Annotated in this window: 13 protein-coding genes; 5 read left to right on the forward strand and 8 right to left on the reverse strand. The window is 58.7% G+C overall.

All coding sequences use genetic code 11. The features are described from left to right. Positions 1–27 precede the first annotated feature (27 nt). Both ACZ9H3_RS22045 and ACZ9H3_RS22050 read right to left on the reverse strand, forming a co-directional pair. Positions 28–1,134 carry a hypothetical protein gene (locus tag ACZ9H3_RS22045; RefSeq protein WP_476222531.1) on the reverse strand — a complete coding sequence of 369 codons (1,107 nt, stop codon included), beginning with the start codon at positions 1,132–1,134 and terminating at the stop codon, positions 28–30. After that, on the reverse strand, positions 1,134–2,549 hold the full coding sequence (locus tag ACZ9H3_RS22050) for a DUF2252 domain-containing protein (protein ID WP_476222533.1): 1,416 nt from the start codon (positions 2,547–2,549) through the stop codon (positions 1,134–1,136). Before ACZ9H3_RS22050 ends, ACZ9H3_RS22045 begins: the two co-directional genes overlap by 1 nt. Before the next feature lie 305 nt (positions 2,550–2,854). On the opposite strand from ACZ9H3_RS22050, the gene ACZ9H3_RS22055 reads away from it, so the two are divergent. After that, on the forward strand, positions 2,855–3,277 hold the full coding sequence (locus ACZ9H3_RS22055) for a potassium channel family protein (protein WP_476222535.1): 423 nt from the start codon (positions 2,855–2,857) through the stop codon (positions 3,275–3,277). 85 nt (positions 3,278–3,362) lie between these two features. Continuing rightward, complete coding sequence (locus ACZ9H3_RS22060; RefSeq protein WP_476222812.1) at positions 3,363–4,358, forward strand: sensor domain-containing diguanylate cyclase; 996 nt, start codon at positions 3,363–3,365, stop codon at positions 4,356–4,358. Positions 4,359–4,428: 70 nt separating this feature from the next. On the opposite strand, the gene lpdA is transcribed toward ACZ9H3_RS22060, so the two are convergent. The 4 genes from lpdA to ACZ9H3_RS22080 are packed head-to-tail and all read right to left on the reverse strand — an operon-like array spanning position 4,429 to position 9,399. Continuing rightward, on the reverse strand, positions 4,429–5,820 hold the full coding sequence (gene lpdA / locus ACZ9H3_RS22065) for a dihydrolipoyl dehydrogenase (RefSeq protein ID WP_476222537.1): 1,392 nt from the start codon (positions 5,818–5,820) through the stop codon (positions 4,429–4,431). A gap of 2 nt (positions 5,821–5,822) precedes the next feature. Continuing rightward, complete coding sequence (locus ACZ9H3_RS22070) at positions 5,823–7,106, reverse strand: dihydrolipoamide acetyltransferase family protein (protein WP_476222539.1); 1,284 nt, start codon at positions 7,104–7,106, stop codon at positions 5,823–5,825. Then, positions 7,107–8,165 carry an alpha-ketoacid dehydrogenase subunit beta gene (locus ACZ9H3_RS22075; RefSeq protein WP_065759703.1) on the reverse strand — a complete coding sequence of 353 codons (1,059 nt, stop codon included), beginning with the start codon at positions 8,163–8,165 and terminating at the stop codon, positions 7,107–7,109. It abuts the gene before it with no gap. A 1-nt stretch (position 8,166) separates the two neighbouring features. Next, positions 8,167–9,399: a 3-methyl-2-oxobutanoate dehydrogenase (2-methylpropanoyl-transferring) subunit alpha gene (locus tag ACZ9H3_RS22080; protein ID WP_065759704.1), complete on the reverse strand. Its 1,233-nt coding sequence runs from the start codon at positions 9,397–9,399 to the stop codon at positions 8,167–8,169. A 199-nt stretch (positions 9,400–9,598) separates the two neighbouring features. Here ACZ9H3_RS22080 and bkdR point away from each other — a divergent pair, with 199 nt between their 5' ends. From bkdR to ACZ9H3_RS22095, 3 genes are all read left to right on the forward strand, one after another. After that, a complete protein-coding gene (gene bkdR / locus ACZ9H3_RS22085) occupies positions 9,599–10,084 on the forward strand; it encodes a Bkd operon transcriptional regulator BkdR (protein ID WP_065759705.1) in 486 nt (161 codons plus the stop codon). Between the two features lie 267 nt (positions 10,085–10,351). Then, positions 10,352–11,593: a glutamine synthetase family protein gene (locus ACZ9H3_RS22090; RefSeq protein ID WP_330523282.1), complete on the forward strand. Its 1,242-nt coding sequence runs from the start codon at positions 10,352–10,354 to the stop codon at positions 11,591–11,593. A gap of 175 nt (positions 11,594–11,768) precedes the next feature. Beyond that, entirely contained in the window at positions 11,769–13,100 is a 1,332-nt protein-coding gene (locus tag ACZ9H3_RS22095; RefSeq protein ID WP_065759707.1) for an MFS transporter, read from the forward strand. Between the two features lie 91 nt (positions 13,101–13,191). Here ACZ9H3_RS22095 and ACZ9H3_RS22100 read toward each other — a convergent pair whose 3' ends face one another. Together ACZ9H3_RS22100 and ACZ9H3_RS22105 are read right to left on the reverse strand one after the other, a co-directional pair. Beyond that, the gene (locus ACZ9H3_RS22100; protein WP_099776569.1) at positions 13,192–13,884 is read right to left on the reverse strand and encodes a flagellar brake protein; all 693 of its coding nucleotides are present in this window, start codon (positions 13,882–13,884) and stop codon (positions 13,192–13,194) included. A gap of 131 nt (positions 13,885–14,015) precedes the next feature. After that, the gene (locus ACZ9H3_RS22105) at positions 14,016–14,483 is read right to left on the reverse strand and encodes a flagella synthesis protein FlgN (protein WP_065759709.1); all 468 of its coding nucleotides are present in this window, start codon (positions 14,481–14,483) and stop codon (positions 14,016–14,018) included. Positions 14,484–14,527 lie beyond the last annotated feature (44 nt).

A 14,527-nucleotide genomic window follows, 5' to 3' on the forward strand; every position in this document is an offset into this window, starting at 1 on the left:
GCTTGCTTACCTTGTATCGCAACCCTATCAGTTAGCCGGCACGGTTATGACTGGCGCCTGTGGTGCTACCCCCGTCTCGGCCAACGAGAACAGGACGAGGATAAACAGGAACTCTGATTTGGAACGCATGTCTCGGTCGTCGATCCAGAACCAATAGCCGCGATAGGGTACGGCGGCATAGGCATCTGCTGGGCGGGTCGCACTTGAATGGATACGTACCAGTGGCTGGTCCCACAGGCTATTCGGGTCTGGCTCGGGAGGCGCCGGGTTCGCCCGGCCCTCCTGCAAATGAATCGGCGGTACTTCGGCTGTTGCGGCGAGCTCCACGAATATTTCCGACATGGAGCGGGTGAGTAACGCTACCTCGGTGTCGTTGCGTTGCACCATGCCGAAGGTCAGTGCCAGCTCAGTCGCATCGGGACGCAAATTCAGGATTTCCCGTACGGCACGACTGTCGTTGCTGACTGCGTCAGGCACGCCACGGTTGACAATGATCAGCGTATTTTCTTTGTCACCAGGCTGGTTGATTCGCATCCCCAAGGCTTCTGAGCGTTGTATTCGCCTGAGGGTTTCAAGCATCTGATAAAAGCGTGGATCTGCTGCGCGTGCGCGGACAGTGGAGGCCGACCGGTTGTATACACCGTTCACCGCTCGTGTGGTCAGTTGCAATACCCGATCAATGGGGTAGCCCGCCTGGATCAGAGAAAATACTGCGGCAGGGGAAAGGGGTTGTAACAGGTAGCGGGAGAACTTCTCCCCTGAGATGGGGGTATAGCTGATGGTTGGGCGATCGGTATAACGGCCATAGGCACCGATTGCCTGGCTGTTTCCGTCATTGGGCCATCCGGAAAACCAACTGGCTCCCAGGCTGACCTGGCTCTCCATGGCGCTGGAACTGATCACGGATGACACATCCAGATAGACCGGAGCATCGCCATAGCGCAGCTTGACGATGTTGAGCAGCGTTTGCTCCTTCCAGGTCGTGGCCAGTGCACCGCCATAGTCGGTTCGATCACGTTGCACCGAGGCCGGCCCCAGGGTGGTGCACCCCGCGATGTAGAACGCTGCGGCGAGCAGCGTAGCGATACGGGTGGGGCTCAGTAAGCACTTGATCTTCGGTACAGAGGGGGGCATTACTCCTCCTCGATCAGCGCTTTGATCCGCCCGGATCTTTCTGCCGCCACCAGCGCGGCATGGTCTTTGGCGTTTTGATTGGCATAGGCCATGGCAAATTTGCCGATGGCTTTGTCGAATTCATCCGATTTGCCCAGATAGCCGCTGATCATTGCGGCATCGCCCGATTTGGCATGTGATCGGGCCAGCGTCATACCGCACATCTCTGCGTACATCTTCAGCTGTGCTGCTGTCGCGCGTTCAATAGGTGCCGACATTTTCATGTCCCGCAACTGCCGAACAAAAAAGTGGCGACCATTTTTGCCTTGAGTCCATCCCAGAAATATATCGCTGGAAGACTGCATCAAGCGCTGCCCGGTAACCACGCGCTGACCGTTGTTTGCGTAGGTGCTCTTGCCCGCATAAGGTTCAAGGACGGAAGGGCTCGCTTCCTTGAACTGCAGGAGCAGTGGGTGGTTTTCCGCAGAAAAGAACAGGCCGACAAAACAGTAGGTACCGACACTGCCGATACCAACGGCTTTGACCGCAATATCTTCCATGCGGTAGCGATCGAAAAGCACCCGGCGTTCATGGGGCAGGGAAATCCTGTAATCCTCCAGTGCTATTTTGACGTTCTGCTCAAAGTCCTTTTCATACACGTGAAACAGTATGGGCGGTTGATCGATCAGGCGTCGCCGCCCGCCGACCTCGCCACTTATGGTCGGATAGAGGTAGTCACCGACACGGGTCTTGGCTTTTGCAATCAACTCTTCCCGATTCCTTCTGGTTTTTGAGTTGGGTGACATCTCAAGAATCGTTTGGGCATCGAGACGGTCATACCAGACTTCCAGCGGGCTCATTTTTGAACATTCACGCAGGCGCTCACGGTAAGCCCGAACACATTCGACTGCGCAGGCTTCAGCTTCCTTGGCGCTGAACTGGTTATCGCGTGCCGCTACCGCAAAGCTGATCGCCAGACGTTTGACATCCCACTCCCATGGCGCAGGAAGTGTTTCGTCGAAGTCGTTGATGTCGAAAATCAGGTTGCGCTCGGGGGTCGCAAATAGTCCGAAGTTCAATAGATGACAATCGCCGCAAGCCTGGACGTGGATGCCGGTACTCGGGGTCATGGCCAGGTCATGGGCCATCAGGCCGGCCGAACCTCGTAGGAAAGTAAACGCGCTGCGTAGCATGCGCCCATAGCGAATGGGTACCAGGCTGGCAAGTCGGTAGCGGTTGGAGGCTTCGAGAATGTCGATCGGGTTGCGGTGCTTGCGTGGTGGCTTCCATACCGCATGGCTGGACAGCGGTACTTTCTCACGCAGGCTTTCGCCCTGGTGAAGGCGTTCTTTACGTGAGCGGAAGCTGGGCTCCAATACATGGGTTGCCGATTTTTTCGCTGCGCGTTTGGTCGATGATTTCTTGTTGGAAGGCATTTTTACTCCTGTGCGCAACACTCTTGAACTCACCTGTCAGCCTGGCTTGTTACCCCTGAATCAACCTTCCAGTATGGTAAATGCGGCATCGCGAGGAGCCGTTTGGGGGGCCTCACTCAAGCGTAGCAGCTTGGATCGGGTGCGTAGGATGCGCATCGGGGCGTGTGCACTGCACCTGTTTTCCATGTTGCCCTGCTGTCACCGTGTTCGTGCAGAACCTGTTTGAAAAGCTAAAATCACGGTGCCATGCGGTTGTATGGATCAGTTGCAAGGGGCAGCAGGTTTGCCATTCTTGGGGCATCACTATGTTGCACAACATGCTGACAGGCTTACCGGTAATGCTGTTGTGCCTGATTCTGCAGGCACTGTTTGTTGTGCTCACGCTACGTCTTTACCTGCGCCTGCGGCCGCAGAGTGGCAACATCGGCCCTGTGACCAGCATCATGTTGTTGTCGCTGGTGATGTCGCTGATGCTGTTTGGCAACTTCATCCAGATGGCCCTGTGGGCCGTGCTGTATCTGCTGCTAGGCGAGTTCACCGACTTTTCTACAGCGGTTTATTTCTCTGGCGTAACCTTTTCCACGGTCGGTTATGGCGATGTGGTGTTGTCAGAACATTGGCGCCTGCTCAGCCCGCTGGAGGCTGGTAACGGCATTCTGATGTTCGGTGTCTCGACGGCAATGATGACCGCCACACTGGCAGACATTATCAAGCGCCATAACCGTTGATCCCGTACCAGCGTCGGTACTGTGCTTTAGTCTATTCAGTTCAGTGGAACAAGCGGTAAACAGGGGGAATGGCGGTGAGTCATGAATCCACACACACACGAAGGTAGTGCCTGGCGAATTTGCTGAAGAGCAACTGAACACGCTGCTGGATCTGATCAGCGATGGTATCTGGGACTGGAATGCCAACACAGGTCATGTCTACCGCAACCCGGGTTGGTACCGGATGCTTGGCCATGCCAGCCATTCGCTGGACAACACGGTGTTCACCTGGGAACGTCTCATTCACCCGGAGGACTATCCACGGGTGATGGCGCATTTTGAGGCCTACCTGAACCAGCAGGTCGATGAGTACCGCATTGAGTACCGTTGTTGTCGTCGGGATGGCAGTTACCTGTGGGTCGAAGACCGCGGCCGTGTGATCGCACGTAACGCTGACGGTTCGGTTGCGCGGATGCTTGGCGCCCATCGCGATATCGACGATCGCAAGCGCCTGGTGCAGCAACTCGAACAGAAGAATCACTCACTGGAAGCCCTGGTTGCTGCGCGAACCCGCGAGTTGTCCTGGGTCAATGAGCAACTGCAGCGCCAGCTCGAAGATAATCGCGTTCTGGCCGAGCGCGACGCGCTGACGCTGGTTGCCAACCGTTATCGCCTGGAAAAGGTGCTGCGCCAAGAGTGTGAGCGCTCTCGACGGTTTCGCCAGCCGCTTTCATTGGTCGTCATCGATCTGGATGACTTCAAGCTGATCAATGACCGATATGGCCATGTCCGAGGCGACCGGGTACTCCTTCAGGTGGTCGAGTGCATCAAGACCTGTTTGCGCTCACAGGACTTGCTCGCGCGTTGGGGCGGCGATGAGTTCATGATTGTCATGCCCCACAGCACGCAAGCGCTTGCCCGTGAGCGGGCGGAGTGCATCCTGCAGCAATTGAGTCAGCTTCCCGCTGTGGGGGAGTATCGATTGACTGCCAGTTTCGGTGTGGCTGAATGGGCGAATGAAGAACTGCCAGAGCAATTGGTCAACCGCGCCGATCAAGCGTTGTACAGTGCCAAAGCTGCAGGTAAGAACCGGGTCGGTTGAGCCTGCCGGTATCTGGAACGTAAAACGCCCACCTTGCGGTGGGCGTTAACACGTGTGACGCAGTGCTGGGTTACAAATGCAGAGCGTGCCCCAGTGCGCGCAATGCTGCTTCCTGTACGGCTTCACCCAAGGTCGGGTGTGCGTGAATGGTGCCAGCGACATCTTCAAGGCAGGCGCCCATCTCCAGTGACTGCGCGAAGGCTGTGGACAGCTCCGAAACGCCCACGCCCACCGCTTGCCAGCCAAGAATCAGGTGGTTGTCGCGGCGCGCAACCACGCGTACGAAGCCACTTTTCGATTCCAGGGTCATGGCGCGACCGTTGGCTGCGAAGGGGAATTGCGCAACGATGCAGTCCAGACCTTCCTGTTGCACGTTCTCCGGCGTTTTGCCGACCACTACCAGCTCCGGATCGGTGAAACACACGGCGGCAATGGCTACCGGCTCGAAGCGGCGTTGCTTGCCTGCAATCAGTTCGGCAACCATTTCGCCTTGTGCCATTGCGCGGTGTGCGAGCATCGGCTCACCGCTCAGGTCGCCAATCGCCCAGACATTGCGCATGCTGGTTTGGCAATGCGCATCGATGGCAATGGCACTGCCGTTCATTTTCAGCTCGAGGGACTCCAGATTGAAGCCCTGAGTCCGTGGACGGCGACCAACAGCCACCAGTACCTGATCGGTAGCCAATGACAGTGGCTCGCCGGCCGGGTCGCGCACATTCAGGCTCTGCGTGGCAGCATCAAAGCCTTCGACGCTGTGCTTGAGGTACAGGGTAATACCGAGCTTTTTCAGCGACTCGGCTACCGGCTGTGTGAGCTCGCTGTCGTAGGTGGGCAGGATCCGCTCACGGGCTTCGACCACGCTGACCTCGACGCCCAGTTTGCGGTAAGCAATACCCAGCTCAAGGCCAATGTAGCCGGCCCCGACGACAGTCAGGCGCTTGGGTAGATGAGTGGGCGCCAAGGCTTCGGTGGACGAAACAATCGGGCCGCCCAACGGCAGCATAGGCAGTTCGACGCTGCTGGAACCGGTGGCGAGCAGCAGGTGCTCGCACTGGACGCGCAGGTCCTGGCCATCAACCTCGACCGTTTTGCCGTCAAGGATGCGCGCCCAGCCGTGGATCACCTTCACGCCGTGCTTTTTCAGCAGGGCAGCGACCCCGCTGGTCAGGCGATCGACGATACCGTCTTTCCAGGCAACGCTTTGCGTGATGTCCAGAGTCGGCGGTGCGACATGGATACCCAGTGCTGAGTGCTGGCTGTGGGCGTGGGTCTGGTGGAACTGCTCGGCGACATGGATCAGCGCCTTGGACGGAATGCAGCCGATGTTCAGGCAGGTTCCGCCCAGTGCCTGACCTTCGATCAGTACGGTCGGGATGCCCAGCTGGCCGGCACGAATCGCCGCCACATAGCCGCCGGGGCCGCCACCAATGATGAGCAGGGTGGTGTTCAGGGTCTGTTGCATGATCACTCCACAAACAGGCTGGCGGGTTGTTCGAGCAGGCCACGAATGGCCTGAATGAAGAGCGCTGCGTCCATGCCGTCGACCACCCGGTGATCGAACGAGCTGGAGAGGTTCATCATTTTGCGCACAACGATCTGGCCTTTGACGACCATGGGGCGTTCGACAATGCGGTTGACACCGACAATGGCCACCTCTGGGGTGTTGACCACCGGGGTGCTGACGATCCCGCCTAATGCGCCGAGGCTGGTCAGGGTGATGGTCGAGCCGGAAAGCTCCTCACGGCTGGCCTTGTTGGTGCGCGCAGCGGTAGCCAGCCGAACGATTTCGCTGGCATTGGTCCACAGGCTGCCGGCTTCGGCGTGGCGTAACACCGGCACCATCAGGCCGTTGTCGCCTTGGGTCGCGATGCCAACATGCACGGCACCGTGGCGGGTAATGACCTGTGCTTCATCGTCGTAGTGCGCATTGATTTGCGGGAAATCACGCAAGGCCACGACCATGGCGCGGACCAGGAACGGCAGCATAGTCAGTTTGCCGCGGCTGTCGCCCCATTTTTCATTGAGATGGACGCGCAGTTCTTCCAGCGCTGTGACGTCGATTTCCTCGACGTAGCTGAAGTGTGCTACCCGACGCTTGGCATCCTGCATGCGCTGGGCGATCTTGCGGCGCAGGCCGATCACCGGAATTTGTTCGGCATCGGTGCGCTTGGCGTAGCCGCCAGGTACGGAGGCGGAGGTTGTGGTCGGCTGCGCCAAAAACGCATCCAGGTCTTCATGCAGGATACGTCCGGCAGGGCCACTGCCCTGCACGTAGCGCAGCTCGATACCGGCATCCAGCGCGCGTTTGCGTACGGCGGGTGATGCAAGTGGCCGCTCGTTGGCCTCACGCGCAACAAACGGCGCCGGTTCGTACGATGCCGCTGTAACAGGCGGGGCTTTGGGGGCTGGAGCTGCTGCTTCAGGGGCAGGGGCTGGCACCGCCGGGGCCACGGTTGCCTGGGGCGCCGCAGCAGGTGCCGAAGTGGCTTCTTGCAGGTTGCCGGCCCCCTCGACTTCGATGCGTATCAGCTCGCTGCCCACGGCCATGACTTCACCGGGCTGACCGCCAAGGGCCAGCACCTTGCCGCTGACAGGAGAGGGAATCTCCACTGTCGCCTTGTCAGTCATGACGTCAGCGACGACCTGATCTTCGGTGATGGTGTCGCCGACTTTGACGAACCACTCCACCAGCTCAACTTGTGCGATGCCTTCGCCGATGTCCGGCATCTTGATGACGTGCGTGCCCATTCAGACCTCCATGACCCGTTTCAATGCCGCGCCCACTCGTGATGGGCCGGGGAAGTACGCCCACTCCTGTGCGTGCGGGTAGGGGGTGTCCCAACCGGTGACGCGTTCGATCGGCGCTTCAAGGTAATGGAAGCAATGCTCCTGGATCAGGGCGACCAGCTCGGCGCCAAAACCACAGGTGCGGGTGGCTTCATGCACGACTACGCAGCGACCGGTCTTCTTCACGGAGTTGACGATAGTTTCCAGGTCCAGCGGCCATAGGCTGCGCAGGTCGATGACCTCGGCGTCGATCCCCACTTCTTCGGCGGCCACCTGGGACACATACACCGTGGTGCCGTAGGTCAGTACGGTAACGGCTTTGCCTGGACGGGTGATGGCGGCCTTGTCCAGTGGGACGGTGTAGTAACCGTCCGGCACGGCGCTGGCCGGGTGTTTTGACCACGGGGTTACCGGACGGTCGTGATGGCCGTCGAACGGGCCGTTGTATAGGCGCTTGGGCTCGAGGAAAATCACCGGGTCATCGTTCTCGATCGAGGCGATCAACAGGCCCTTGGCGTCGTACGGGTTGGATGGCATGACGGTGCGCAGCCCACACACCTGAGTGAACATCGCCTCAGGGCTCTGGCTGTGAGTCTGGCCGCCGTAGATACCGCCACCACAGGGCATGCGCAGGGTCAGTGGGGCGATGAACTCGCCGGCCGACCGGTAGCGCAGGCGGGCCATTTCCGACACGATCTGGTCGGAGGCGGGGTAGAAGTAGTCGGCGAACTGAATCTCCACGACCGGGCGCAGGCCATAGGCACCCATGCCCACGGCGGTACCGACGATGCCGCTCTCAGAGATCGGCGCATCAAAAACGCGGGATTTGCCGTACTTGTTCTGCAGGCCTTCGGTACAGCGGAACACGCCGCCGAAGTAGCCCACGTCCTGGCCGTAGATCACCACGTTGTCATCGCGCTCTAGCATGATGTCCATGGCCGAGCGCAGGGCCTGGATCATGGTCATTGTGGTCGTCGCCATGGCCGTTTCCAACTGGATATTGTTGTTGTGATCGTTCATGTCAAATCCCCAGTTCCTGGCGTTGCCGACGCAGGTGCTCAGGCATTTCCTTATAGACGTCCTCGAAGATGGACGCCGGGCTTGGCATCTGGCCGCCCGCAAGGGTGCCATATTGCTCAGCCTCTTTCTGCGCGGCGATGATCTCGGCTTCCAGTTCGGCACTGACTTCCTGATGCTCTTTCTCGGACCATTGGCCGATGGCGATCAGGTGTTGTTTCAGGCGCATGATCGGGTCGCCCAGCGGGAAGTGGCTCCAGTCGTCGGCCGGACGGTACTTGGAGGGATCGTCCGACGTCGAGTGTGGGCCGGCACGGTAGGTCACCCATTCGATCAGGCTCGGTCCCATGCCGCGCCGAGCACGTTCTGCGGCCCATTGCGAGGCCGCGTAGACAGCAATGAAGTCGTTACCGTCGACCCGCAGTGAGGCAATCCCGCAACCCACGCCGCGGCCGGCGAAAGTGGTGGATTCGCCCCCGGCGATGGCCTGGAAGGTCGAGATAGCCCACTGATTGTTCACCACGTTGAGGATCACGGGTGCACGGTAGACGTGGGCAAACGTCAAGGCCGTGTGGAAATCCGACTCGGCGGTAGCCCCGTCGCCGATCCAGGCGGATGCGATTTTGGTGTCGCCCTTGATGGCCGACGCCATGGCCCAGCCTACGGCCTGCACGAACTGGGTCGCGAGGTTGCCGCTGATGCTGAAGAAGCCGGCGTCACGCACCGAGTACATGATCGGCAGTTGACGGCCCTTGAGCGGGTCGCGCTCGTTGGACAGCAGCTGGCAGATCATGTCTACCAGCGATACATCACGCGCCATCAGGATGCTTTGTTGACGGTAGGTCGGAAAGCACATGTCGGTGCGGTTCAAGGCCAGGGCCTGAGCGCTGCCGATGGCTTCCTCGCCAAGGCTCTGCATATAAAAGGACATTTTCTTCTGGCGTTGGGCAACCACCATGCGGTTGTCGAACAACCGCGTCTTGAGCATGGTCCGCATGCCTTGGCGCAAGACCTGCGGCTCAATGCCTTCGGCCCATGGGCCAAGCGCGTTACCTTGGTCGTCGAGCACGCGGATCAGGCTATACGCCAGGTCTGCAGTGTCAGCGGCTTCAACATCGATAGGGGGTTTGCGAACCTTTCCGGCGTCGTTCAGGCGCAGGTAGGAAAAGTCGGTCTGGCAGCCTGGCCGGCCTGTAGGCTCGGGCACATGCAAACGCAGGGGGGCGTACTCGTTCATGCTTTTTTACGCTCGCTCTGTCTTGTGTTTTTGTGAGCTTTGAAGCGGTCGCTACTGACGTTGGCTTGTGACCAGGCAGTCAGTCTTGTCCTACATCATATTCCCGAGCCTGAAGAATATTTTTCTGATGTTCATTGCCTTTACGATAGCTTGCGGATAAATATTCTTTATAAAGATAAAAATCAGGTGAGTTTTTCTCATGCGTAAACTGGATCGCACCGATATCGGCATTCTCAACAGCCTCCAGGAAAATGCTCGTATCACCAACGCCGAGCTTGCCCGCTCGGTGAATCTCTCCCCGACACCCTGCTTCAACCGGGTCAAGGCGATGGAAGAGTTGGGGGTGATTCGCCAGCAGGTGACCTTGCTGGCGCCCGAGGTGTTGGGGCTGGATGTCAATGTGTTCATCCACGTCAGCCTGGAGAAGCAGGTGGAGCAGGCGCTGCATCGCTTTGAAGAGGAGATCGCCGAGCGCCCGGAGGTCATGGAGTGCTACTTGATGACCGGCGATCCTGACTATTTATTGCGGGTGTTGTTGCCCAGCATCCAGGCGCTGGAGCGCTTTCTCGATTACCTGACGCGCCTGCCGGGCGTGGCCAACATTCGCTCCAGCTTTGCCCTCAAGCAGGTGCGCTACAAAACCGCCTTGCCATTGCCTGCCAACGGCCTGACCCTGCGCGGGTAGGTGTAGCGTAATAATTGACACTTCGTCGATTTGATCAAAGGCAATGCCGCTTTTTATAGCTATTGCTTAAGGCGGCTGCGCTTAAGTGCTTGATATTTTGAACGGCTGGTGCTTATTTTGTACACGTCGCCGTTCGCGGCTTGCTAAAACAATAAGGATCAAGTCATGACGAGCAATGGCCAACGTTCACTCGCCGAGCGATTGACGGGCATTGATGAAATCGAGTGCGTCACTCCGGACCTGAACGGTGTGCCTCGCGGGAAGGTAATGACCGCGGAAGGTTTCCTTGAGGGACGGCGCTTGCAGATGGCTCGCGGGGTGTTGTTGCAGTGCATCATGGGGGGATACCCACCGACCCGTTTCTACGGCAGCGATGATGGTGACCTGGCACTTGTTCCTGATCCTCAGCAGATTCATCGCTTGCCGTGGAGCGATACACCGCGTGCCTTGGCCATTTGTGATGCGGATGACTTGAGCGGCGAAGGCTGCAGATTGTCTACCCGGGCACAACTCAAGGCGGTGATTGCACGTTATGCGGCGCATGGCTTGAAACCCGTGGTTGCGACCGAGCTTGAGTTTTTCGTCTTTGCACCGAGCAGCGACCCGACTCAACCCTTCCAGCCGCCTGTTGGCCTGGATGGTCGACGCGAAGATGGCGCTTCAGCCTTCAGCATCAGCTCCAACAATGGTTTGCGTCCGTTCTTCAATGAGGTCTATCGCTGCATGGAAGCCCTTGGGCTACCGCGCGATACCTTCATGCATGAAATGGGTGTCAGTCAGTTCGAGATCAACCTGTTGCACGGTGACCCGCTGCTGTTAGCCGACCAGACCTTCCTCTTCAAGCACCTGCTCAAGGAAGTCGCACTCAAACATGGCCTGACGGTCGTTTGCATGGCCAAGCCACTGGCCAAAACCCCAGGCAGTTCCATGCATATCCACCAAAGCCTGGTGGACATCGACAGTGGGCGTAACGTGTTCAGTGACGCCGAGGGTCAAGCGACAGACACCTTCTATCATTTCATTGGCGGCTTGCAGGCATGCATGGCCGACTTTACGGCGCTGTTCGCGCCTAATGTGAACTCCTACCAACGCCTATGCCATCCGTACGCCTCACCGAACAATGCGTGTTGGTCCGAAGACAACCGTGCTGCTGGCTTGCGTATTCCGGCGAGCGGCCCGGCTGCTCGGCGGGTCGAGAACCGTTTGCCGGGGGCAGATACCAACCCTTACCTGGCACTGGCGGCCAGCCTGGCGGCGGGCCTGCACGGTATCGAGCAACGGTTGGCGCCCGCCCCGGCGATTCAGGGTGAATTTGAGGTGCCGGACAACCTGTCGTTGCCGTGTACCTTGCATGCGGCCCTGGAGCGCCTGAAGCGCAGTGCGCTGGCTCGCGAGCTGTTTGGCAAGGAGTTCATCGAGGGCTATATCGCCTCCAAGACCCTGGAGCTGACCAGCTTCTTCGATGAGATTACCCCGTGGGAGCGCCGAGTGCTGGCATCCCAGGCGTAAATGGCGCCTTTTAAGGCGCTTGGGGAATAGCAGGTGGCGAAACAATGTTTGACGATTTGTCGGCGGTGTTTCCCACCTGTTTTTGTGTCTACTGTTGTTGCTGCGCCGTCGGTGCTTTTTCACTTATGCTTTCAGCCAGTTTTTCCACCTGCTAAAGGAGCCAACCGGGACGCCGATGCGACAGATCTGGAAGTCTTTCCGCGCGCTGTATTTTGCCGCTCTGATGATGTTGATCGGTTCGGGCCTGTTAAGTACCTACCTGGCCCTGCGCCTGGCGGCCGATCAGGTTGACAGCCTGTGGGTCGGTGCCTTGATGGCGGCGAACTATTTCGGTCTTGCCCTGGGCGGCAAGATCGGTCACCGGCTGATTGCCCGCGTCGGGCATATTCGGGCCTACGCCACGTGCGCCGGTATTGTGGGGGCAGCGGTGCTGGGCCATGGCCTGGTCAGTTGGCTGCCAGCCTGGCTCCTTCTTCGGGTCATCGTCGGTTTGGGCATGATGTGCCAGTACATGGTCATCGAAAGCTGGCTCAATGAGCAGGCCGATGCCAAGCAACGGGGAGCCGTATTCAGCGGTTACATGATCGCGTCGTACCTGGGGTTGGTGCTGGGTCAGTTGATTCTGGTGGCCCATCCGCAGCTGGGGCTGGAGCTCCTGATGCTGGTGGCGATGTGTTTTGCCCTGTGCCTGGTGCCGGTGGCACTGACCCGTCGCATTCACCCGGCGCCGTTGCGTCCGGCGCCGCTGGACCCGCGCTTTTTCATCAAGCGCGTACCGCAGTCGCTCAGTACCGTGCTGGGGTCAGGCCTGATCGTTGGCTCGTTCTACGGTTTGGCGCCTTTGTATGCGGCCAAGCAGGGCTTGAGTACCGAGCAGGTTGGTATCTTCATGGGGTGCTGTATTTTTGCCGGGTTGCTCGTGCAATGGCCGTTGGGCTGGTTGTCCGATCGTTATGACCGCGCCGTGCTGATTCGTGGTGTGGCAATCGGTTTGGCGGTAGCGGCGTTGCCGTTGGCGATTTGGCCGAGTGTGCCGATGGTGGTGCTGTTTGCTGCCGGTTTCCTGGTGTCGCTGCTGCAGTTTTGCCTGTACCCACTGGCAGTGGCATTCTCCAATGACCATGTCGAGAGTGAGCGGCGTGTTTCATTGACTGCGATGCTGTTGGTGACCTATGGCGTCGGCGCCAGTATCGGTCCGCTGGTAGCGGGTGTGCTGATGCAGCAGTTGGGCGATCAGATGCTCTACGCCTTCTTTACATTCTTCTCGTTGGTACTGGTTTGGCGGATTCGGCCTCAGGCCGTCACCAACCTGCATCAGGTCGATGACGCGCCATTGCTGCACGTAGCGATGCCAGCAGCCAGCTCACCCTTGGCCGCGGCACTTGACCCGCGGGTGACTGAGCAGGACGTCCAGGATCAAATGCAGGCGCCTGTAGCAGCAGAAGACACCGAAGCTGAGGAGCAGCAGGCGGAGGAGGGAAGAGGGGAGCCGGCAAAGCCTGTGTAGGTGCCAGTGTTGCTGACGATCCGGGTGTCGAGTACTGAGCTCGCACCCGGTCAATGCCGTTGCCGGTAGCACCGGCTTGTGCAAGTGCTACTTAGTAGTCGTCTTTATCGAAACGACGCGCTTCACGCTGCAACTGGTAAACAAAGCTCTCTACCTTGCGTTGCATTTGCCCATTCAGGTTGTGGAAGCGCACGCCTGCAAACGTGGTGTTGAAGCGTTCTTCAAAGTGCAGGTGACGCAGTTCAACCGCCGTCGTAGTGGTGCCAAACAATTGGCTGGCGCTGAATTTTTCGTACACTTGGCCGAGTTGCAGGCGCTCTTCGACATTGCCTTCGAAGCGCAGTTTGCAGCCCGTGGCCGAGATGTCCAAAAGCTTGCCTTTGAGAGCACCTTCACCCTTGAGTTTGTCACCGCTCAGTAATACATCCACCAACTGCGATAGCTTCAGCGCTGCGCGGAAGGCATTGCGACGCTGGTGGTAGGTGACTTCCAACGGCAGGGCGCCGTGATAGCTACGGTGGCCATCAGTCTCCTGGATGGTCAGCGGCGTGCTGGATTCCCAGGCAATACGTACACCGTCATGAAAACCTTCGACACGAAACGGCTCGCCATTTTGCAAAAAGCGTTCGCCGTCACGCGGGATCATTTCGTCCAGCGCCAGTTTATTGGTCTCCCGGTCGACTTCTACCACGTAGCTCTGGAAGCGCTGGCTACGTTCATGAAAAGTAATGATCAGAGGATCATGGCTCTCTTGCAGCTGCCGCAGGTTGGCGGCGATTTCCATTGGGGTGGTCAACACCTTGGGTGGCTGCGGAGCATCTACTTCATTCAACACGGTTGATCAATCTCCAGACTAAAACACACACGCAAGCGCAGGCATTCTGCCAGCATGCTTCGCACCTTGGTATAGGTTAATCACACTTGGCTGAGTGTGCGAGGTTTTGCGAGGGGCGAGGTGGATCCGCGGCTGTCATACAGTGACGGTGATTCGCCACCATTGAGAATTCTAATCTGGTTGGCCGTGGTCGCTTGCTGAATCTGGATGGAGCGACCATTGATCTCGTTGGCAGCCTGGCACTGGGCCATGATCTTTGCCAACTCTTCGAGTTTTTCCAACATCTGCTTGCCGAGCGACGACTGACTGGCAAGGGTCTCGAAACCGCTGCGGTCAGGGCTCAGGCCGAGGTTGGCGAGGGCCTGGCTGCGCCGACGCCCCTGCTGATCAAGCAGCACCACCAGCGATTGCTTGCGGGCCAGGATGTTCTCCAGCAGCGACATATCGCGGCCGTGCAACGCTATCAGCTCGGTTTGCAGTAACTCGAGCAGTTCTTGCGCTGGAGCAATATCGTCTTCGATCAGTTGCAGCAGAGTAATGTCGTGCATGGCTGGCTCTTGGTATTCAGCGTCCTGAAGTCAGCGCGCCAGAG

The sequence above is a fragment of the Pseudomonas sp. TE3910 genome, from assembly GCF_056279025.1.

Coding starts and splice junctions, on each gene's coding strand:
- ACZ9H3_RS22045 (WP_476222531.1), bottom strand. CDS start 1,134: ATGCCCCCCTCTGTACCGAAGATCAAGTGCTTACTGAGCCCCACCCGT.
- ACZ9H3_RS22050 (WP_476222533.1), bottom strand. CDS start 2,549: ATGCCTTCCAACAAGAAATCATCGACCAAACGCGCAGCGAAAAAATCG.
- ACZ9H3_RS22055 (WP_476222535.1), top strand. CDS start 2,855: ATGTTGCACAACATGCTGACAGGCTTACCGGTAATGCTGTTGTGCCTG.
- lpdA (WP_476222537.1), bottom strand. CDS start 5,820: ATGCAACAGACCCTGAACACCACCCTGCTCATCATTGGTGGCGGCCCC.
- ACZ9H3_RS22070 (WP_476222539.1), bottom strand. CDS start 7,106: ATGGGCACGCACGTCATCAAGATGCCGGACATCGGCGAAGGCATCGCA.
- ACZ9H3_RS22075 (WP_065759703.1), bottom strand. CDS start 8,165: ATGAACGATCACAACAACAATATCCAGTTGGAAACGGCCATGGCGACG.
- ACZ9H3_RS22080 (WP_065759704.1), bottom strand. CDS start 9,399: ATGAACGAGTACGCCCCCCTGCGTTTGCATGTGCCCGAGCCTACAGGC.
- bkdR (WP_065759705.1), top strand. CDS start 9,599: ATGCGTAAACTGGATCGCACCGATATCGGCATTCTCAACAGCCTCCAG.
- ACZ9H3_RS22090 (WP_330523282.1), top strand. CDS start 10,352: ATGACCGCGGAAGGTTTCCTTGAGGGACGGCGCTTGCAGATGGCTCGC.
- ACZ9H3_RS22095 (WP_065759707.1), top strand. CDS start 11,769: ATGCGACAGATCTGGAAGTCTTTCCGCGCGCTGTATTTTGCCGCTCTG.
- ACZ9H3_RS22100 (WP_099776569.1), bottom strand. CDS start 13,884: ATGGAAATCGCCGCCAACCTGCGGCAGCTGCAAGAGAGCCATGATCCT.
- ACZ9H3_RS22105 (WP_065759709.1), bottom strand. CDS start 14,483: ATGCACGACATTACTCTGCTGCAACTGATCGAAGACGATATTGCTCCA.